The organism is Streptomyces sp. SAJ15 (assembly GCF_007595705.1).
In the GTDB taxonomy this organism is placed as follows: Bacteria; Actinomycetota; Actinomycetes; order Streptomycetales; family Streptomycetaceae; genus Streptomyces.
In genome coordinates this window covers 583,247-603,617 of record NZ_NISY01000002.1, presented here as the reverse complement: position 1 = coordinate 603,617, position 20,371 = coordinate 583,247, and the positions used below count along the sequence as shown (strand labels likewise).

Sequence of the window (20,371 nt, the reverse complement as noted above, 5' to 3'; positions counted from 1 at the left end):
TCGTGGGGGCGGGCGCGGCCGGGGCGGTCACCGGGGCCCGTGCCGGGTGGCGGGGGCGTCGTCGGACGGGCCGGGGGGATCGTCGCCGAGCGGGCCGGGCAGCCCGGAGACGGTGAGCACCGGCTCCCCGGTGGCCGCGCGGGTGACCCGCCACACCCCCAGGGCCGGGTCGCCCTCCACGCGGGACGGCCCGCGCTCCGCGGCGTGCGGCGTGACGCGCCCGATGACCAGGGGGTCGACGGTGACCGAGAGCCCCTCCCCGCGCCGGGCGCAGCGCCGCACCACGTTCTCCAGCGGCGCCACCGGCAGCGCGGGGTGCGGCACCTGCGGGGTCGCCCACAGGTCGTTGGCGGCGCACGGCCGCACCTCGGCGACCGGCCGGCCGTCGGGGCCGGTGTGCCACGCGGCGGCCGGCACCACCGTGGACCGCCAGCGCAGGAACGGCGGGCCGGAGCGCAGCGTGGTGCTCTGGGTGACCGCGGGACGCTCCAGCGGGCCGGGCGGCTCGGCGTCGCGCCGGTGGACGACGCGCAGGCTCGCCTCCGTCGCCTCCCCGCCGTCCTCCCCCGCGCCGGTGTCGCCGGCCCGGCGGTAGCGCACCTCCACGACCCAGTCGCGGCCCTCGTGGAAGCCGCGCGCGGTGCGGGTGAGCCGGAGCCGTCCGCCGTCGAGCCGCAGCAGCGCCAGGGGCACCACGATCCGCTCGACGGCGGCGACCCGCAGTGCCGGGTAGTCCTCGGGGACCAGCCATTCGGCGCCGCGCACCGCGTTCTCCAGCAGCACGCTGACCGGCACCGCGTCGCCGCCGTCGACCTGGAAGTCGCCGAGCACCGGCGCCCGGTCGCGGTCGAAGGTGACGGTGGCGTCCAGGCGGGCGTGCGGCTGGAAGGCGGTGACCTCGCCGAGGTGGAAGATCCGCGGGTAGGCGGCCTGGAAGCCGGGCAGCGCGGGCACCACCGGGTAGCCGATGGCCTGGCCGGGGTCGATCGCCCGACCCAGCGGGCCGACGAAGGTGACCTCCCCCGCCGTGCCGGCCAGCAACTCCGCCTCCCAGCGGGCCAGTCCGTCGGCGACGTCGATGGCCGCCATGTAGCGCAGGGTGGCGCCGAAGTTGGCGATGAGGCCGATCCGGTCCCAGGTGGGCCAGGCCAGCGTCATCACGGGGAAGGCGGCCCGGCGGTCGGCCCAGGTGCCCAGCCGCGCCAGCCCGTCGTTGGCCGCCGCGTACTCCAGCTGGCCGACCATGCCGCCCAGCCGGCCGGTGAGCGAGCCGACGGCGCAGAAGAACTTCAGGTCGAGCTGCCGCACCTCCTCGAAGAGGTGCAGGAAGCCGTCGACCTTGACCTCGACGGTGCGCAGGATCTCCGCGTCGGACTTCTTGGGCAGCCGGGCGGCGGTGTCCACGCCGGCGTTGTGGATCACGCCGGTGAGCGCCCCGCCCTCGCGCCGGACCAGCTCCCGGACCTGCGCGGGGTCGGTGAAGTCGCAGCGCGCGTAGTCGATGCGCAGGCCGTTTCGCCGCGCGGAGGTGAGGTTGGCCGCCAGCTCCCACAGCCGGCGCTCGCGGCCGAGGCGGCGACGCACCTCGGCGGGCGACCGTCCCGGGGGCCGCTTCGCCCACACCCCGCGCTCATACGCCTTCAGCGCGGCCTCGTCGGCGCCGAACCACGGCTCGTCCCCGGTGGGGAAGGGCTCGCGACCGGTCACCACGACCCGTACGCCGTGTCGTTCGGCGAGGGTGCGCGCCAGCTCCCAGCCGATGCCGCGACCGCCGCCGGAGACCAGCACGGTGTCGGCGGGCCCGAGGGTGAGCGCCGGCGCGGCGGGCGGCCGGGCGCCGGGGGTGAGGGTCAGCCGGCGCCCGTCGCGGTAGCCGACCTCGATCTGGCCGACCCGGCCCAGCTCGGCGGCGATGATGTCGGGCAGCTCGGCCGCGGCGTCCAGGGCGATGTCGACGACCCGCGCGTTGCAGTTGGGGAACTCGCGGTGCAGGGTCTTCGCCAGGCCCGCCCAGATGCCGCCGAGCGGCTGCGCCAGGTCGTCGTCGGGGTGCCGGCCCATCCCGCCGCCCAGATAGCTGACGGCGAGGTAGAACAGCCGGTCCGCGGCGGTCTCGGCCGCCCAGGCGTCGTACACCCCGCGCAGCGCCGTGACGGTCTCGGTCAGCGCCGCCCGCCACGCCCCCACCGCCTCGCGACCGCCGGCCGCGAGGCGGTGCCCCACGGTGAGGTCGACGATGGCGTCGACGGGGCCGGTGTGGGCCGCGCCGTGCCGGACCCGGGCGCCGCGCCGGGTCAGCTCCGCGCCGACGGCCCGGGCCACGGCGGGCTCCCCGCCCAGCAGCAGGACCCGCAGGCCCGTCAGCCGGGCGGGCTCGTCGACGGCCGGCGGCAGTTCGGTGAGCTCCCACACCATCCGGGTCACCGGCTGGACGGCGGCGTCCTCCGCCGGCGCCTGGGCGGGGGCCGGCGGCGCCGCGAGGGGCGTCGGGTCCGTGAGCGTCATCGGCGGGCCTCCTTGGCCGCGTCGACGGGGACCGCCGCGCCGGTCTCGGCGTCGACGTAGCCGATCAGCGTCGCCTGGAGGTCCTTCATCTGGAGCAGCATCCGGCCGTCCTCGCGGGCGGCGACGAAGCGGTTGCTCACCTGGTCGGCGGCCAGGTCGAAGCCGGGCGGGGTGACGTACAGGTCGATGACGTCTCCGCCGGTGGCCAGGGCGTGGTCGCTGGTCTCCTCGTAGAGGTCGATGCGGCGGATGGAGAGCGGCGCGGCCACCGGCACCAGCCGGCCGTCGACCAGGTCCAGCACGCCCACCCGCGCCAGCCCGTCCAGCAGGATGGCGGGCACCGTGAAGCGGGACCAGACCGGGTCGCCGGCCGGGATGTCGGGGGCGTAGCGGGCCCGCTTGCCGCGCGGGTGGACGCGGGTGTCGGTGGTGGAGACGAAGGGGCCGGTCAGCTTCACCGGCGCGCCCGGCTGGTGGTACGGGTCGGGCACCGGGGTCTCCGCGCCGGCCTCCCACGGCTCCCAGCGGGGCGCGGCGGGCAGGGCGTCGGCGAGCAGCACCCTGGCCAGGAAGTGCACCCGGTCCTTCTTGAGCACCACGCCGCTGGGTGCCACCACGTCCTCGGTGATCCGCACCTGGACGACGGTGGTGTCCCCGACGGCCTCGGCCAGTTCGGCGCGGATCCGCTTGGGCCCGGTGGGCACGTCCTGGTAGACCCGCAGGAAGTGTTCGAAGCGCAGGTCCTCGAAGCCGACGACCTTCTTGTCGGGGACCAGCGCCCGGGCGGCCTCGGCCGCGATCTCGGTGACGAAGGTGCCGGGCAGCGTCGCCTCGCCGCGCACCGTGTGGTGGCCGAGGTAGGCGTCGGTCTCCAGGTCGAAGGGGCACTCGTAGACCACCGCGGTCGCGCTGCGCTCGACCGGGCGGCGCAGGTAGAACCCCTGGTCCGCGGCGGCCGGTCCGGCGAGGTAGCCGGGGTAGAAGCGCTCCACCGTGGCCCGCTCGGCCTCGCCCAGGTGCACCACCGAGGGCCGGCGGTGCGGCGCGTGCAGCTCCTGGACGAAGTGCTGGATCCCCTCGGCGATCGACATGTTGCTGTAGGAGCCGGCGCGCTCGTAGTACGCCTTGGTCAGTTCGTTGGCGCCCATGCCGACGCCCTCCCACAGCGTCCAGCCGATGGTGAACTCCTCGGTGGCGGTGGTCGCCGAGACATGGGTGGCGGCGCTGGCGAGGAAGTCGTTGGCGGCCGCGTAGTCGGCCTCCCCCAGCTGTCCGAAGTAGCCCAGCAGCGAGCCGAAGTTGCACCACAGCCGGGGCGGCCGGCCGCGCAGCGCGTGCTTGAGGTTGAGGTAGGAGTCCACCTTCAGGTCGCGGATGGCGGTGAACTCCGCGAAGCCCTTGTCCTTGATCAGCCCGGAGCGCTGCAACCCGGCGGCGTTGACCAGCAGGTCGATCCGGCCCTGCTCGTCCAGGACGCGGCCCATGGCGCGGTCCACCGCGTCCCGGTCACGCGTGTCGCAGGCGAGGTAGGTCACCCGGCCGGGGCCGCTGTGCGCCTCCATCTCGGTCAGGTTGCGGCGCGCCCAGCGGGCGTTGACGAGGCGGTCGAAGGCGCGGTTGATGTCGGCGACGCTGCGTCCGTCGCGCCGGGCCAGCTCCGCCTTGATGAAGCCGGAGCGGCGGGCGGCGAACTCCTCGTCGGTGCCGGTGAAGGTGTCCGCCGGGTGGCTGTCCAGCGCGTTGCTGCCGAGGACGTAGATCCGCGGCCGGAAGTGCTCGGCGACGGCCTTGACCACCTCGGCGGTGATGCCGCGCGCGCCGCCGGCGACCACCACGACCGACTCCCGGTCCAGGACCGCGGTCGCGCCGGCGGCCAGCGCGTTGGGCTCGTCCCGGAGCACGTACCCCTTCCGCACCCCGTCGAGGTCGAAGACGACCGGGAAGGCGCGGTGCGCGGCGCTCTCCCGCTCGACGCGGGCGACGGCCGCCGCCGGGTCGGTGGCGGAGGTGAACAGCGCGTAGCCCAGCGCCTCCGGGCGCTCCAGGCGGGCGGTCTTCAGCAGCCCGGAGAACAGCCCGGTGTACGGGTGCGGGGTGTCGCCGGACGCGGCGCCGAGCAGCAGCACCACGAAGGAGGCGGCGGGGTCGCCCAGGTCGTCGTACGCCTGCTGGAGCACCAGGTAGGCGGCGTCGTGCAGGGCGGTCAGCCGGGGCGCCGGGGTGGTCAGCGCCCGCTCGGGCGGCGCGGAGCGGCCGAGGTCGCCGAAGACCCGCAGCGCGGTGACTCCCGGGCCGGCGGCGGCCAGCACCTCGCGCACCGCCTCCGGGGTGACCTCGGGCAGGTGGTGCCAGCCGGGGCGCGGGGCGTCCAGGGGCGCGGTGGAGAGCACCGTCAGCCGGGCGTCGGCGGGGGCCACCCGCGCGAGCGCCTCGGGGGCGTCGGTGAGGACCAGCGCGCCGCTCGGCAGGAACGGGGTGCGGGGGCGCACGTCCCGCGCGGGCAGCTCGGTGAGCACCGGCACCTGGCGGTGGACGCGCGGCGGGGTGCCGGTGGTGAAGGTCGAGGGAAGCGGGGCGCGTTCGACGGCGGGGCCGTCCGCGTCGCCCTCCTCGCCGGGGATGGTGAGCCGCAGCCGGGCACCGGCCGCGCTCTCGCTCTCGTCGGTGGAGACCGCCACCGTGCCGGGGCGGCCGTGCAGCGCCTTCAGCACGGCCAGTCCGCCGGCCGCGCCGAGGTAGCGGGCGGTCGCCGGGGCGGGCGCCCCGCACAGCAGGGTCTCGTCCTCGCCGGCGTCCTGGTCCAGCGCCTCGTCGACGTAGGCCAGCACCTTCAGCCCGGCGGCGCGGGCGCGCTCCTCGGTGGTGAGCGCGAAGAGGAAGGCGCCCTCGGCGAGCTCCGCGGCCTCCGGCGGCAGCAGGTCGCCGATCAGCGTGCGGTACTCCGGCAGGCTGTTGCCGTTGATGCCGCCGGCCAGCGCGAAGTCCAGTTCGCCGGTGCGCAGATAGCGGCTGGCGGAGGTGATGGAGGACAGCGCGGAGGCGAAGCCGGAGTCCATCGTCATGTTGGGGCCGTGCAGGTCGAAGTAGTTCGCCACCCGGGCCGAGATGATGTTCGGCATCTGGCCGGGGAAGGAGTCCTCGTTGGAGGCCGGGATCATCTCCCGCACCTGGGCGCGCAGCCCGTCCAGCAGCCGCGGCACGGCGTCCGAGGCCACGTCGGCCAGCGCCTCCTCGATGTCGTCGAGGTAGCAGCGGTTGGCGTAGAGCATCGCCGCGCGGGTGGGGCCCATATGGCCGACGAAGACGCCGGTGGTCAGGGCCTGCTCGGCCCAGAAGTCGGGCATCTGGTCGCGTAGTTGGTGCGCGCACTCCAGGATCATCAGCTGGCAGCGGTCCAACGCCCGGATGGTCTTCGGAGGGAGCCGCACCTTGTTGAACGGCGGCGCCGGGTAGTCCCGGCCGAAGCTGTCCAGCGGGCGCGCGCCGCCGTCGAGCCAGCGGAGCACGTCGTCGCGGGAGTCGAGCCCGGGCAGGTGTGCCGACCAGCCCACGACGGCCACCCGGTGGCCGGTGTCCGGCACCTTGGCGGCGGGTGCGGCCGCGGCCCGGGCCGGTGTGGCGGCGGAGCGGGCGGCGGGCCGGCTCTCGGAGACGATCAGGTGGGCGTTGGTGCCGCCGAAGCCGAAGCCGGAGACGGCGGACAGCCGCGGCTCGCCGGCCGGCCCGGACCACTCCCGGTGCTCCGGGGTGATCTCCAGCCCGGTCTCCGCCAGCCGGAAGTCCTCCCGGGGCGCGCTGAAGCGGAACTGGCCCGGGATGGTGTGCTCCTCCAGGCCCAGCAGGTTCTCGATCAGGGAGACCACGCCGGCGGCCCAACCGGTGTGCCCGATCAGCGACTTGTTGGAGGTCACGGAGGCGGGCCCGGAGGTGCCGTAGTACTCGCGCAGCGTGGTGAACTCCGCCAGGTCGCCGGCCGGGGTCCCGGTGGCGTGCGCGTTGACCCACCGCACATCGCCGCCGTCGACGTCGCCGGCCTCCAGCGCCCGCTGCACGGCGAGCGACTGGCCGGCGGCGTTCGGGGCGTAGATCGCCTTGCCCTTGCCGTCGGAGGAGGAGCCGAAGGCGCGCAGCACGCCCAGCACCCGGTCGCCGTCGGCCTCGGCCCGGCTGAGCCGCTTGAGGACCACCAGCGCGGCCCCGTCGGCGAAGATCACGCCGTCGGCGTCCTCGTCCAGCGCGTGCACCCGGCCGCGCTTGGAGAGCCCCTGGAGCTTGGAGAAGAGCACGGTCCCGCGCGGGGCCAGGGCGAAGGCGCCGCCGCACACCGCGATGTCCTGCTTGCCCATCAGCAGGCCCTTGGCGGCGATGTCGATCGCGTACAGCGACGAGGAGCAGGCCGTGTCGACCATGTGCAGCTCGGTGTCGGCCGGCAGCAACCCCTGCATGGCCAGCTCGCCGACGCGGTGCGGCAGGAACCGCTCCCCGCCCTGCGCCGCCCGCCAGTAGCGGCGCTTCAGCGCCGCGTCGACGTCGCCGCGCAGCGCCTCGCGCTCACCCTCCGCGAGCGGTAGCCCGCCCACGATGTCGTGCGTCATCCGCGCCACGCTGTCCAGCACCCCGGCCTCCTCCAGGTGCTGGCTGCCGTCGGGGGTGTAGCCGACCACGAAGGAGGCGCGGTCGGTCTCCCGGTGGGCCACCCCCTCCAGCGCCTGCACCAGGCTGTGCCGCAGCCACATGGTGGTGAACTCGTGGTCCTCGGCGCCGTCCGCCATGCTCTCCACCGAGCCGGGCGCCGCCTGGAAGTCGGTGATGAACACGCAGTTCTCGGCGTAGGCCTTGTCCTCGTCCGCGGTGTCCGCGGAGTGGAAGTTGGCGTGCCGCCAGCGGTCCGCGGGCACGGGCACGAACAGCTCGTCGCCCGTGGTGCGCAGCTTCCAGAACTCCTCGGGGCTGTTGGCGCCCGCGACCGTGAGGCCCATGCCGACGACGGCGATGGCGTCGTCCTCGACGGGGGTGGCCGCGGCCCGGTCGGGCTCGCGCTCCCGTACGACGGCGGGCCGCCGGGTCGCGGCGGCGGGCGCGACCGCCTCGGCGGCGGGGCGCGCGACCGGGTCCGCGGCGGGCGGCGTGCCCTCGCCCGGGGTCGCCACCACCGGGGCCGCCCCCTTCTCGTCGGCCCGCTCCCCGACCGTGCCCGCCTCGTCGACGGCCGACCCCACGGCGGGGACGGCCGCGGCCGCCGTCCGGGGCTCGACCGTCGCGGTCGGCTCCGCCGGCGCGGTCGGTGCCGGCGGGGGCGAGAGCAGGGCCGCGCCCAGGGAGAGACCGCCGTCGGCGAGGACGACCTGGCCGGTGATCCAGCGGGACTCGTCGGAGGCGAGGAACGCGACGACGTCCGCGAACTCCTCGGGGGTGCCGAGCCGACCGAAGGGCGTGGCGCGGGCGATGACCTCCTGCATCTCCCGGGCGCGGGGGAACCTGTCGGCGACCTCGCTGGTGAGCATGGCGGCGGAGGCGGTGTTGACGCGGATGCCGAGCGGGGCGAACTCCACCGCGAGGTAGCGGGTCGCCGCCTCGGCGGCGGCCTTGGCGGGGCCGCACGCCGAGTAGTTGGCCATGACGAACTGCGAGCCGCCCAGCGCGGAGACGGTGACGATGGAGCCTCCGCCGTGGCGGGCCATGAGCGGGGCCGCCGCGCGGGCGACCCGCAGTCCGCCCTTGTAGTTGGTGTCGACGGCCTTGGCGATGTCCTCGTCCGTGACCTCCCGCAGGGGCAGCAGCGCGCCGTTGGCGGCGCTGTTCACCAGGATGTCCAGCCGTCCGTGGCGCTCTTCGAGCTCCGCGAACATCCGGTCGACCTGCTCCTGGCGGGCCACCGAGGCGCGGGCCAGGTCGACCGTGGCGCCGGCGGCGACCAGCTCGTCCCGGGTCCGCTTCGCCTGGTCGTGCGAGTGGAAGTAGTTGATGACGAGATGGGCGCCGCGCGCGGCCAGCGCCTGGGCGATCGCCTTCCCGATCCCCTTCGACCCACCGGTGACGAGCGCCACCTTCCCCGTGAGGTCACTCATTGGAACGCCTACTCCTTACGAAACACTTCGAAACGGGAGGGGGTTGGAGTGGCCGTCAGCCGGCGGCCGAGGCGGACACCGCGGCGCGGTCGCCCCGCGCGTTCAGCTGCTCCAGCACGAAGTCGGTGATCCGGCCCATGGTGTTGTAGGTGGCCAGCCGGAAGCCGGAGTCGCGCGGCGGCAGCCCGTAGCGGTCCGAGACCCGGGAGAGCAGTTCGACCTGCTTGACCGAGTCGACCCCGAGCTCCGCCTCCAGCTGCACCTCGTCCTCGAAGACGTCCTCGGGGTACTCCAGCGCCTCGGCGTACAGCGCCCGCAGCTCGTCGAAGAGCCGGGAGCGGTCGTAGGAGGCGCCGTCCGTCGGCTCGGCGGCCGCCGGGGCGCCGTCCGCCGGCTGGGCCGCGGCCGGCGCCGGGGCGGGCGCCTCAGGGGAGGCGGTGGCCGGCTCCGCGGCCGCCGCGTCGTGCGCCTTGCGGAAGGCGTCCAGCTCGCCGCGGACCAGCTCCAGGACCATCTCGCCGCGCTCGCTCCAGTAGGCCGCGAAGACCTCGGCGGGCACCGCCGGGGCGAGCAGCTCGGCGAGTCCGCCGCCGTGGTCGTGGTCGGCGAGGCCCGCCTCGCGCAGGGTGTCCAGGGTCTGGTCGAGCGCGAGCCGGCCACCGAGCACCGCCAGCGTGGGCAGGGCCCGCACCGGGGCCCCGGAGGTGAGCCGGCCGACCAGCTTGGCGAGCGCGGCGCGGCCGCCGGCCTCGACGAAGACGCTGACGCCCGTGTCCCGCAGCTGCCGCACGGCGGCGGCGAACCGGACCGGCCGGGTGAAGTGCTCCGCCAGCAGGTCGGCCAGCGCGTCACCCGGCTCGTAGTAGCGCTGAAGGATCGGCGAGTAGACCGGGCGGGCCAGCGGGTGCTGGTCCAACTTCCGCACGTACGCGGCGAACTCCGGAGCGGCCGGGGCCAGCGCGGGGGTGTGGAAGGGGAACGGGGTGTCGATCTCGATGGCGTTCACGCCCAGCTGCCCGGCGATGGCCACCACGCGGTCCAGCACCCCGGCCGGGCCGCTGACCACGGTCTGCTCGTCGTGGTTCTCGGTGGCCACGGCGAGCAGCGGCTCGTCGATGAGCTCCAACAGCTTGCCGGTGCGCTCCGCGCTCGCGGACAGCGCCACCATGCGGCCGTCGATGCCGCTCTGCCGCTCGATCACGGCGACCCGCTGGGCGACGATGCGCACCCCGTCCTCGACGGAGAACGCCCCGGCCGCCACCAGGGCGGTGATCTCGCCGAGGCTGTGTCCGGCCAGCACGTCCGGGGCGGCGCCGTGCGCGGTGAGGATCTCGTGGGCGGCCAGGCCCGCGCCGTAGATGGCGATCTGGGAGGCCCAGGGGTCGCTGTCCAGCAGGTCGCGCAGGTCGGCCTTGCGGTCACCGAAGAGCAACTCGCTGACGCGGCGCGAGTAGAGCTCCTCGGTCACCGTGTCGATGCGTTCGAAGACCCGACGGACCTGCGGGTGGCGGGTCCTGGCCCGGCGCAGCGCCTCGCCGTCGAAGCCGCCCTGGCCGGGGAAGAGGAACGCGGTGGTGAAGCCGGCGGAAGAGCTGGGAGACATGCCGATACCTCCGTCATGGGGGTTGGGGTCGGGAAGGGAAGGGGGTGGGAAGGGGGCCGGGATCCGGCGGGCGCTCAGGCCGTCCGGCCTGCGGAGCCGCCGAGCAGGTAGGTCCCCATGGAGCCGAGGTTCGCGGCGATCAGCCGGTCGGCGAGCCGGGTCACCGGCGGCAGGTGCCGGGGGGCGCCGCGGACCAGCCACTTGACCATCCGGATCTTCCAGCCGGGGTCGCCGCCCGGCGCGACGTGGTCGAAGAGCGCGTGGATGTTGGCCGGGGCGTAGAACTCCGCGGGCGGCACGATGGTGGCGAACATGCCGACCATGCCGGAGCCGTGCTCCGGGCTGCGCGTCATCGCCCGGATGATCTCGAGCTCCTCGCGGTTGTGGTCGGCGATCATCGCGTGGTCGCGGGTGTACCGGTAGTGGCCGCGCACCAGCGCGTCGCGCCGGCGGGCGTAGCCGGCCAGCGCCTGGTTCAGGTCGCGGTCGCCGGACAGCGCCGGCTCGACGGCCTCGGCGAGCAGTTCGGCCCCGCGCAGCGCGTCGGTGATGCCGGCGGCGGTGATCGGGTCGCGGGTGTAGCCGGCGTCGCCGACCAAGGCCCAGCCGCGGCCGTGGGAGCGGCGCAGGAAGTTGGGCACCGCACCGGTCATCCACCGGTCGACCCGCTCGGTCTCCCGGAGCCGGGCCGCGAAGTCGGGGTCGACCTCGTCGAAGGCGGCGATGACGGTCTTGTCGCGCTCCTCGTCGGGGGCCGCCTGGAAGTCCTTGACCGGCAGCGCCACGCCCACGATGGTCAGGCCGTCGTGGGTGGGCCAGGTGAAGGCGTGTTTGTGGTTGTGGCGGTAGGTGCGCACCCTGCCGTCGTGCGGCAGCCCCGCCCAGTAGGACCAGTGGCTCTTGTTGAGCACCGGGGAGGTGTCGTACTTCTCGGCGCCCACCAGTCGGGCGACGGTGGAGTTGGCGCCGTCGGCGCCGACCACCAGTCGGGCGTGTGCGACGACGGGGGTGCGGTCCTCGGTCTCGGCCCGGACGCCGATGACGGTGCCGTGGTCGTCGGTGAGCAGCTCGCGCAGCGCGACCTGCTCCCGCAGCTCCGCCCCGGCCGCGACCGCGCCCTCCAGCAGGATCTCGTCGAGCTTCTCGCGCTCCGGCGAGTACGCCTCGGCGACGCCGTCGACGGCGGGAAGCCTGGCCATCAGGGCGACCGGACCGCTCTGCAGTCCGTAGGAGTGGATGGGCGGGCAGCCGGTGGCCCGGACCGCGTCCAAGAGGCCCCAGCGCCGCAGTCTGAGAATTCCCGGCGGATGGATCAGATTGGTCGCCGCCGCCTTGCCTCCGGGGAATTTTGCCCGGTCAAGCAGCAGAACCCGGTGGCCCGCCTTCGATAACAGCATCGCCGTCGCCGCACCGCTGACTCGTGCGCCCACAACAATGACGTCGTACATCGCGACCCCCATGTCCGGTCGGCGCCCGCGCACGGTCGACCGGATCGGCAATTTCGCACTTGGAAAGATGGCAGCATGACGGAGGCGATTCCGGCATCGCGACATCGACGATGCTCATCGCCCGCATGGCTTACGGATGAGAAGAACGGCCCACACTATGCGACGCATACTCGGCGGGGGCGGCATGAGTAACGCTATCCGGCCTTCTTCTCCGAGGACACTGTACTTTCGTTCAGGTGCCGGTAGCTGAGGGCGACGAGGCCCGCCTGCAAACGCGACTCCACCTGCAGTTTCTCAAGTATTCGGGCCACATGTGCCTTGACTGTGCGCTCGGTCACCTGCATCCGCACCGAGATGCTGCGATTGGACCAGCCGGCGCCGAGCAGCGCGAAGGTCTCGGCCTCGCGAGCGGACAGGAGCCGGACCCGGCGCAGCTCACGCGACCAGGTCGGCTCGGGGAGATCCATTGTCGACATCACTGACAGCCGCGTCACCACAGCGCTTCCCCCTTGCATCGCATTCCATCGGGTACCCCGCAATGATCCGGTTCACCCGCCGGTTTGTGTACCGATTATTAGTCGCGCGGCCCCCACTCGGTCAAGCTTTCGAACTTTCTCGCGAGGTGAGAAATGCCTGCGGAGCGCTCCGGAGAAGGCCAGGTATTCACACCGTTAACGAGAATTTATTCTGATTCCGTCAGCGGCGCGCCGAGTGGCTGCGATCACATCCCGCGAAATCTCCGCGGGCAGCGCGTGGGCCGGCTTCAGCAGCAGCACCGAGCCCATGATCAGCTCATCCGCGTGGACCGGGGCGGCGCATCCGTGCCAACCGGCCGCGCTCTCCTCACGCTCCAGGGCGTACCCCTGCTCCCGGATCGGCTTCAGGGACGCCAGCAGCTCGACGTCGTCCCGGTGGGCGCCGGGGCCGGCCTCCGGCGGCACGGGCTGCTCCAGCACCGCCTCCCGGATGGCCTCCGGAAGATGGGCCAGGATGGCCCGGCCGGCCGCGCCCACCCGCAGCGACTGCGAGACGGCCAGCAGGGCCCGCGGCGACAGGCCGAGCTCCGTCAGGTCGGAGTCGCCGACCGCCATGTCCACACACTGTCGCCCGGCGCCGCCGAACGGCGCCAGGAGATAGAGGAAGGCCAGACCGCCCTCGGTGGCCTCGCGCAGGTCCTCCAACGCCGCGTGGCAGGCGTCCCGGACGGGCGCGTGGGCCAGCGCCTTCAGGGCCAGGTGTGGAGTGGTCGAGCCCAGGCGGTAGAGCCCCCGCCCCTCCTGGACGAAGGCGCCCTCGCCCACCCCGGAGCGCAGGATGCGGTAGACCGTCGAGTCGTCCAGACCAGTCGCCCGAGCCAGCTCCCCGGGGCCGTGCGCCCGCCCCCGCAGCCAGGTGAACGCCCGCTGGACGCGGAAGACACGCTCCGCGTGCCCGGTTCCGCCGACCGCACCTCTACTGACCACCCGCCCCGGCCCCCTGCCCGCGCGCCGATCTCGACACTGGTCTTCTGATCACATCCAGGCAGGTCAACGCGGCTGCCAAGGGGCGGATTCCAGCATGGCAGGTTGTTGACGACGAAGGCCCCGCCGGGAACTCCGGCGGGGCCTCGTCGTTCATGGTCGAACCAGGAAAGTGGCAGGAAACTGCGACCGCTATTTCCCGGTCTCCTTCTCGTATGCCTTGATGACCTCGTCGGTCGGCCCGTCCATCAGCAGCTCGCCCTTCTCCAGCCACAGCACCCGGTCACATGTGTCCCGGATCGACTTGTTGTTGTGGCTGACCAGGAAGACGGTGCCGGCCTCCTTGCGCAGCTCGCGGATGCGGGCCTCGGAACGCCGCTGGAAGGCGCGGTCGCCGGTGGCCAGCGCCTCGTCGATCATGAGGACGTCGTGGTCCTTGGCGGCGGCGATGGAGAACCGCAGCCGGGCGGCCATGCCGGAGGAGTAGGTGCGCATGGGCAGCGTGATGAAGTCGCCCTTCTCGTTGATGCCCGAGAAGTCGACGATCTGCTGGTACCGCTCGCGGATCTGCTCTCGCGACATGCCCATGGCGAGCCCGCCGAGCATCACGTTGCGCTCACCGGTCAGGTCGTTCATCAGCGCCGCGTTCACGCCCAGCAGCGAGGGCTGGCCGTCGGTGTAGACCTTGCCGCGCGCGGTCGGCAGCAGCCCGGCGACCGCCTTCAGCAGCGTGGACTTGCCGGAGCCGTTGGAGCCGATCAGGCCGATCGACTCACCGCGGTAGGCGACGAAGGTCACGCCGCGCACCGCGTGCACCTCACGGATGCCCGGCGCGTCCTTCCGGCGGACGATGCGGTTGAGCGCGGCGGTCGCGCTTCCCCGGCCCCGGCCCCCGCCGTTGACCTTGTAGATGATGTGCACGTCATCGGCGATGACGGTGGGCACGCGGGCACCACCGGAGGCGGCGGCCAGATTCCGGTTCTGTTCGGCGTTCTTCTGCTCAGCCACGGCCGTACTCCTCCTCCGCCTTCCAGAAGTAGATGAAGCCGCCGATGCCGAACAGCAGCGCCCAGCCCGTGGCGGCCAGCCACACGTGCGGCGGCAGATTCGTGGAGCCGTACCCGTCGATCAGCGCGAACCGCATCAGGTCCATGAAGATCGCGGCGGGGTTCCACTGGAGCACGGGGGCGATCCAGTCCGGCTTGTCCTTCAGCATGTGCGGGATGCTGAACATCACGCCCGAGGCGTACATCCAGGTGCGCATGATGAACGGCATCAGCTGGGCCAGGTCCGGCGTCTTGGAGCCCAGCCGGGCCATGATCATCGCCAGACCGGTGTTGAAGACGAACTGGAGCGCCAGCACGGGCACCATCAGCAGCCAGGACAGCGTCGGGTAGCTGCCGAAGCCGACCGCGACGACCACCATCACGATCATCGAGAACAGCAGCTGCTGGAGCTGCTGGAGGGAGAACGAGATGGGCAGCGACGCCCGCGGGAAGTGCAGCGCCCGCACCAGCCCCAGGTTGCCGGAGATCGCGCGGACGCCCGCCATCACCGAGCTCTGGGTGAAGGTGAAGACGAAGACGCCCGTCACCAGGAACGGGATGTAGACGTCCTTCTCCAGGCCACGGTCGGCGTTGAGGATCAGGCCGAAGATCAGGTAGTAGACCAGCGCGTTCAGCAGCGGGGTCGCCACCTGCCACAGCTGGCCCAGCTTGGCCTGGCTGTACTGCGCGGTGAGCTTGGCCTGCGAGAAGGCAAGGATGAAGAAGCGCCGGCCCCACAGCTGGCGGAGGTACTCCGCCAGCCCCACCCGGGCACCGCTGACCGACAGGCCGTACTTGGCCGCCAGTTGGCCGGGGGTGAGGCCGTCATCAGGTGATGGCGGGGCACTCACGACCGCACGCTCGTGCGTTGTCTCGCTCACAGTAGACACTTTCGTCCTCGGGGTGCGCTGCCGGGGCCGCGCCCCGGATCGCGCCCGATGCTCTCAGATCCGAGCTTGTTCAGATGACAGGAGGTCGGCCCAGTCGGGTCAGGCGCCATACCGTACGCCACTTCATGGGCCGGCGGGGCCCGCACGGAGTCTTCCAGCCTTCCCGGAAACCGCCGAACCACGCCCGGAGCGCCGCCCCCGAGGGCTTGCGGACCAGCGTGAGCAGCATCCACACGCCCAGGTACACGGGCACCAGCGGGGCCGGGAGGTTGCGCCGGGCCAGCCAGACCCGGTTCCGGGCCACCATCCGGTGGTAGACCGCGTGCCGGCTGGGCGCGGTGGCCGGGTGGTGCAGCACCATGTCCGACCGGTAATCGATCATCCAACCGGCGTCCAGCGCCCGCCAGGCCAGGTCCGTCTCCTCATGCGCGTAGAAGAAGTCGTCCGGAAGCCCTCCCACCTGCTCGAAGACCTCGGTGCGCACGGCGTTGGCACCGCCGAGGAAGGTGGTGACGCGCGAGGAGCGCATCGGGTCGGCGGCCCGCAGCCGCGGCACGTGCCGGCGCTGGGTGGTGCCGGTCTCCGGGTCCGCGATACGGAAGCTGATGATGCCGAGTGCCGGGTCGGCGGCGAACGCCTGCCGGCACAGCTCGGCGGTGTCGGTGTTGGGCAGCAGCCCGTCGTCGTCGAGGAACAGCAGCACATCGACGTCGCGACCACCGGGGCCGAACGCCTCTATGCCGACGTTGCGGCCCGCCGGGATGCCCACGTTCTCGGGCAGCTCGACGGTACGGATCGTCAGCCCCGACACCGCCAGCTCAGGCAGCGGAGAACCGTTTCCGACGACCACGACCTCGATCGGGTCGCCGTTCTGCTTGGCGACGGAGTCGAGCAGCGCACGCAGCTCTTCGGGGCGGTTGCCCATGGTCAGGACAACCGCGCCGAGCCGCATCGTAGGGGCGCTCACTTGAGCCTGCTCGACGCGAGGATGGACACGAGGTGAAGCACGGTTTGCAGCAGGGCGATGCCGGCCAGCACGGCCACGCTGAGCCGGGTGAAGAAGAGGTCGCCCCGGGCCGCGTCGAGAATCGCCACGAACAGGATGAGCAGGGACGCCTCGACCCCGAGGACCAGTCGGTGGAACTTCAGCGCCGCGGCCGCCTTGCGGGCCAGCGCCATGCCCGAGGAACGCGGCTCGGACGCCGCCTCCTTGACCGGCGGCAGTCCGCCCTGGTGCCGGGCGACGCCGACGAGGTCGGTCTCGGCCTTGATCAGGATGGCGCCGAGCGCGGCGAGGGTGCCGAGGAACGCCCACAGCCACTCCGGTCCGTCGGTGGTTCCCTCCCCCCACAGGTCGGCGGCGCGCAGGCCCAGGCCGACGAGGACCGCGGCGTCGCACAGGTAGGCGGCCACCCGGTCCAGGTAGACCCCGCTGAGCGAGAACTGCTTCTTCCACCGGGCGATCTCGCCGTCGACGCAGTCGAGCAGCAGGTAGAGCTGGACCGCCACCACGCCGAGCACGGCGCCCCAGATCCCCGGCACCAGCAGGGCCGGGGCGGCGAGGACACCGGCGACGGTCATCAGGTAGGTCAGCTGATTGGCCGTGACCCGGGTGTTCACCAGGTGCCGGTCGATGCGCAGCGAGACCTCGCGCATGTAGAGCCGGCCGGCCCAGTGCTCACCGCTGCGTCGGTCCTTGACCCCCGGGGGGTGGACGACCGGGCGGAGCTCAGCTACCGATGGCTTTTGCATAGTCGGCGAATGCGTCCCTGATCTGGTCGGTGGACAGGTCGAGGTGTTCCAGGATCGTGTAGCGGCCCGGACGGGTCTTCGGGGCGAACTCCACCACCTGCGCGAACTCCTCCGCGGTGAAGCCGATCTCGGAGGGCAGCACCGGCAGCCCGTGACGGCGCAGGACCTCCGCCATGAAGCCGGCGTCCTCGTGGGCGCCGCGCAGGTGCATGGCGAAGGCGGCGCCGAGGCCGCACTGCTCGCCGTGGCTGGCCGCGCGCTTCGGGAAGAGCAGGTCGAAGGCGTGGTTGATCTCGTGGCAGGCGCCGGAGGCCGGGCGGCTGTCGCCGGCCACCGACATCGAGATGCCGGTGAGGACCAGGCCCTCGGCCAGCACCTGGAGGAAGTCGTCGTCGCCCACGCCGCCGGGGTGGCGCAGCACGGCCTCGCCGGCCTGCCGGGCCATGGCGGCGGCCAGCCCGTCGATGCCCTCTCCGGTCTCCCGGTGGGACAGCTCCCAGTCGGCGACGGCGGAGATGTTGGACAGCGCGTCGCCGATGCCGGAGCGGACGAACCGCACCGGGGCCTCGCGGATGATGTCGAGGTCGATGACGACGGCGATCGGGTTCGGGACCCCGTAGGAGCCGCGGCCCGCGTCGTTGTCCAGGGTGGCGACCGGCGAGCACAGCCCGTCGTGCGACAGGTTGGTGGCCACCGCGACCAGCGGCAGCCCGATGCGCGCGGCGGCGAACTTCGCACAGTCGATGATCTTGCCGCCGCCCAGGCCCACGACCGCGTCGTAGTGCCCGGACTTCATCGCGTCGGCGAGCTTGATCGCGTCGTCCAGGGTGCCGCCGCCGACCTCGTACCAGCTGGCGCCCGGAAGGGCCGGGGCGAGCCGCTCGCGCAGCGCCGCCCCGGAACCACCGCTGATCGCGATGGCCAGCTTGCCCGATGCGGAGATCCGCTGGTCGGCCAGGACCCCCGCGAGATCATCCAGCGCGCCGGGACGGATGTCGACGACGACCGGCGAGGGGATGAGTCGGGTCAGTACTGGCACGCGATCTCACGGCCCTTCGCGAGGTCGTCGTGGTTGTCGATCTCGACCCAGCGCACCTCGCCGATCGGGGCCACGTCGACCTTGAAGCCGCGGTTGACCAGCTCCTGGTAGCCGTCCTCGTAGTACAGGTCGGGGTCGCGCTCGAAGGTGGCGCGCAGCGCGTCGCCCAGCTCCTCGGCGGCCTCGCCCTCGATGAGGGTGACGCCGATGTACTCGCCGGTGGCCTCGGACGGGTCCATCAGCTTGGTGATCCGCTGGACGCCCTTCTCCGGGTCCACGATGACCTTCATCTCCTCGTCGGCGAGCTGCTTCACCGTGTCGAGGGCGAGGATGATCTTCTGGCCGTTGCCGCGGGCGGCGAGCAGGGTCTTCTCGACGGAGACCGGGTGCACGGTGTCGCCGTTGGCGAGGATCACGCTGTGCTTGATCTCGTCACGGGCGCACCACAGGGAGTAGGCGTTGTTCCACTCCTCGGCCTTGTCGTTGTCGATCAGGGTGATCTTCAGGCCGTACTTCTGCTCAAGCGCCGCCTTGCGCTCGTACACGGCCTCCTTGCGGTAACCGACGACGATCGCGACCTCGGTCAGTCCCACCTCGGCGAAGTTGCCCAGGGTCAGGTCGAGGACGGTGGTGTCGCCGTCCACGGGCACCAGGGCCTTGGGCAGGGTGTCGGTGTAGGGGCGCAGACGCCGTCCGGCGCCGGCGGCCAGCACGAGGCCGATCATGCGGGTTCTCCTGTTTCGTCGTGTACAGCGGGTGCTCCGGAGGACACCCAGAAGCGGATGCTCTCGATGAGCACCGCCAGCGCCAGGGCCCCCGCGAGGGCCGTCAGCGCGATGGTGAAACCTTGGTCATGCCACACGGCGGCGGCGGCCGTGACAGCCAGGCTCCGCCCCTCGTGCCCCCCGGTGATCCGCACCAGCCAGTGCGGCGGCGCGCCGGTGCCACCGCGGATGCGGTACACCGTGTCGTAGTGATGGTAGGCGACGGCGGCCACCAGCCCGAAAGCCGCGGGCAAGGCTCCGTTCACCTCGCTGCGAGCCGCCAGGATGAGCACCGCGGTGTACTCCGCCACCCGGAACAGCGGCGGGACCAGCCAGTCCAGCGGGCCCTTCAGCGGCCGGCCGACCGCGAGACCGGCCAGCAGGGCGTAGACCGCGGCCGCGCCCACCGGGGCCCAGCCGCCGTACGCCGGCAGGGCCACCCCCGCCAGCAGCACGCCCGTCGCGGCCGCCGCCCACAGCAGCGGGCCGTAGGTCCCCAGCCCGATCCGGCGGCCGGCGCCCTTGGCCACCAGCTCCGCCAGCGGCCCGGTGTCGGCCAGGTCCGCCAGCGCCCGCGCGGCCCGGTCGGTCCGCCGCGCCCTGCGGGTCAGCGAGCGCAGCACCCGGCCGGCGGTGGTGTAGCAGGCGGCGAACGAGCAGCCGATCAGCAGGGCGTAGAAGACGATGCGCGGCGTGGTGAGCGCGGTGAGGACGGCGATCATCGCCCAGCGCTCGCCGATCGGCAGCACGATCATGCGCCGGGCCCAGACGGTCCAGCCGACGCTGTCCAGTCGGTCGGAGAGCGCGGCGGTGGGGCTGGTGTTGCCGGTGGCGTCGTGGTTGGCCTCGTTGAAGGAGAAATCCACCACATGCCGGCAGGTCTGGAGCACCATCGCGGCCAGCGCCAGCGCCCAGACGTCGTCACCGCCGCCGCTGTTGGCGGCGCCCAGCGCCAGGCCGGCGTAGTACGCGTACTCCTTGGCCCGGTCGAAGGTGGCGTCCAGCCAGGCGCCCAGCGTGGAGTACTGCAGGGAGTAGCGGGCCAGCTGGCCGTCGGCGCAGTCCAGCACGAAGGAGAAGATCAGCAGCGCGCCGGCGGCGATGAAGCCGGGCCGGGTGCCGGTGGCCGCGCAGCCCGCCGCGATCAGCGCGGTGAGCAGCGAGGCGGTGGTGACGTGGTTGGGCGTGAGGCCGCGGCGGGCGCACCAGCGGGCGATGTAGCGCGAGTACGGGCTGATGAAGAAGGTGGTGAAGAAGCCGTCCCGCGACTTCACGGCGCTGCGCAGCCGGACCTCTTCGTCGTCGACGCGGTCGACGGCGGCGCGCGCCTGCGCCCGCTCCTCCGGGGCGACCGGCACCCCCGCGACCAGCACCCCGAGCTCGGGGCGGTGCACGTCGACGCCCGCGGCGAGCAGATCGTCGACCAGCAGGTCGGGCAACACGTCCGGTGGTGCGTTCCGCCCCGCGGACCGCGTGCCGACCACCCCGGCGAGCTCGCTGCGCGCCTCCGGCTGCACGGTCATCGCGCCCGGGACCGCGCCCGCGGTGAAGCGGGGGTCGGTCAGGGCGAGCCGCAGGGCGTGCGCGTGGCCCACGAAGCGGGTGTCGACGACGGCGACGCGCTCGCCCGCCGGGACGGCGGCCAGCTCCGTCGCCAGACCGGCGGCGTCAGCCGCCATACGCACGTCGAACCCCAGCGACCGCAGCTCGTCCCCGAGGGACGAGCCGACGACCGGCGGACCGGTGAGAATGGCGGTCGACAGACGACTCACTCCTTGGCGACTGGACGGGGCGGC

At 73.1% G+C, this 20,371-nt stretch carries 13 protein-coding genes; all 13 read right to left on the bottom strand.

All coding sequences use genetic code 11. From position 1 onward, the window contains the following. Positions 1 to 27 precede the first annotated feature (27 nt). Complete coding sequence (locus tag CD790_RS07990; RefSeq protein WP_144382329.1) at positions 28 to 2,505, bottom strand: KR domain-containing protein; 2,478 nt, start codon at positions 2,503 to 2,505, stop codon at positions 28 to 30. Further along, entirely contained in the window at positions 2,502 to 8,573 is a 6,072-nt protein-coding gene (locus tag CD790_RS07985; protein ID WP_144382328.1) for an SDR family oxidoreductase, read from the bottom strand. The genes CD790_RS07990 and CD790_RS07985 overlap by 4 nt, the downstream gene beginning before the upstream one ends. A gap of 55 nt (positions 8,574 to 8,628) precedes the next feature. Continuing rightward, positions 8,629 to 10,176, bottom strand: coding sequence for an acyltransferase domain-containing protein (locus CD790_RS07980; RefSeq protein WP_144382327.1), 1,548 nt, complete (start codon positions 10,174 to 10,176; stop codon positions 8,629 to 8,631). 74 nt (positions 10,177 to 10,250) lie between these two features. Beyond that, entirely contained in the window at positions 10,251 to 11,624 is a 1,374-nt protein-coding gene (locus CD790_RS07975) for an NAD(P)/FAD-dependent oxidoreductase (protein ID WP_186318923.1), read from the bottom strand. 194 nt (positions 11,625 to 11,818) lie between these two features. After that, entirely contained in the window at positions 11,819 to 12,100 is a 282-nt protein-coding gene (locus tag CD790_RS07970; protein WP_186318922.1) for a response regulator transcription factor, read from the bottom strand. A gap of 195 nt (positions 12,101 to 12,295) precedes the next feature. Next, positions 12,296 to 13,087: an IclR family transcriptional regulator gene (locus CD790_RS07965; protein WP_144382324.1), complete on the bottom strand. Its 792-nt coding sequence runs from the start codon at positions 13,085 to 13,087 to the stop codon at positions 12,296 to 12,298. A 189-nt stretch (positions 13,088 to 13,276) separates the two neighbouring features. Then, positions 13,277 to 14,092, bottom strand: coding sequence for an ABC transporter ATP-binding protein (locus tag CD790_RS07960; RefSeq protein ID WP_144382323.1), 816 nt, complete (start codon positions 14,090 to 14,092; stop codon positions 13,277 to 13,279). Next, positions 14,085 to 15,011, bottom strand: coding sequence for an ABC transporter permease (locus CD790_RS07955; protein WP_144382322.1), 927 nt, complete (start codon positions 15,009 to 15,011; stop codon positions 14,085 to 14,087). Before CD790_RS07955 ends, CD790_RS07960 begins: the two co-directional genes overlap by 8 nt. Before the next feature lie 79 nt (positions 15,012 to 15,090). Continuing rightward, complete coding sequence (locus CD790_RS07950; RefSeq protein ID WP_144382753.1) at positions 15,091 to 15,972, bottom strand: glycosyltransferase family 2 protein; 882 nt, start codon at positions 15,970 to 15,972, stop codon at positions 15,091 to 15,093. 11 nt (positions 15,973 to 15,983) lie between these two features. Then, positions 15,984 to 16,772 carry a CDP-alcohol phosphatidyltransferase family protein gene (locus CD790_RS07945; RefSeq protein WP_144382321.1) on the bottom strand — a complete coding sequence of 263 codons (789 nt, stop codon included), beginning with the start codon at positions 16,770 to 16,772 and terminating at the stop codon, positions 15,984 to 15,986. Further along, the gene (locus CD790_RS07940; protein WP_144382320.1) at positions 16,750 to 17,811 is read right to left on the bottom strand and encodes an iron-containing alcohol dehydrogenase family protein; all 1,062 of its coding nucleotides are present in this window, start codon (positions 17,809 to 17,811) and stop codon (positions 16,750 to 16,752) included. Before CD790_RS07940 ends, CD790_RS07945 begins: the two co-directional genes overlap by 23 nt. Beyond that, complete coding sequence (locus CD790_RS07935; RefSeq protein WP_144382319.1) at positions 17,799 to 18,536, bottom strand: sugar phosphate nucleotidyltransferase; 738 nt, start codon at positions 18,534 to 18,536, stop codon at positions 17,799 to 17,801. Before CD790_RS07935 ends, CD790_RS07940 begins: the two co-directional genes overlap by 13 nt. Next, on the bottom strand, positions 18,533 to 20,338 hold the full coding sequence (locus tag CD790_RS07930; protein ID WP_144382751.1) for a DUF5941 domain-containing protein: 1,806 nt from the start codon (positions 20,336 to 20,338) through the stop codon (positions 18,533 to 18,535). Before CD790_RS07930 ends, CD790_RS07935 begins: the two co-directional genes overlap by 4 nt. Between the last annotated feature and the right edge of the window lie 33 nt (positions 20,339 to 20,371).

Coding starts and splice junctions, on each gene's coding strand:
- CD790_RS07970 (WP_186318922.1), bottom strand. CDS start 12,100: ATGTCGACAATGGATCTCCCCGAGCCGACCTGGTCGCGTGAGCTGCGC.
- CD790_RS07985 (WP_144382328.1), bottom strand. CDS start 8,573: ATGAGTGACCTCACGGGGAAGGTGGCGCTCGTCACCGGTGGGTCGAAG.
- CD790_RS07975 (WP_186318923.1), bottom strand. CDS start 11,624: ATGTACGACGTCATTGTTGTGGGCGCACGAGTCAGCGGTGCGGCGACG.
- CD790_RS07980 (WP_144382327.1), bottom strand. CDS start 10,176: ATGTCTCCCAGCTCTTCCGCCGGCTTCACCACCGCGTTCCTCTTCCCC.
- CD790_RS07990 (WP_144382329.1), bottom strand. CDS start 2,505: ATGACGCTCACGGACCCGACGCCCCTCGCGGCGCCGCCGGCCCCCGCC.
- CD790_RS07945 (WP_144382321.1), bottom strand. CDS start 16,772: ATGCAAAAGCCATCGGTAGCTGAGCTCCGCCCGGTCGTCCACCCCCCG.
- CD790_RS07950 (WP_144382753.1), bottom strand. CDS start 15,972: ATGCGGCTCGGCGCGGTTGTCCTGACCATGGGCAACCGCCCCGAAGAG.
- CD790_RS07935 (WP_144382319.1), bottom strand. CDS start 18,536: ATGATCGGCCTCGTGCTGGCCGCCGGCGCCGGACGGCGTCTGCGCCCC.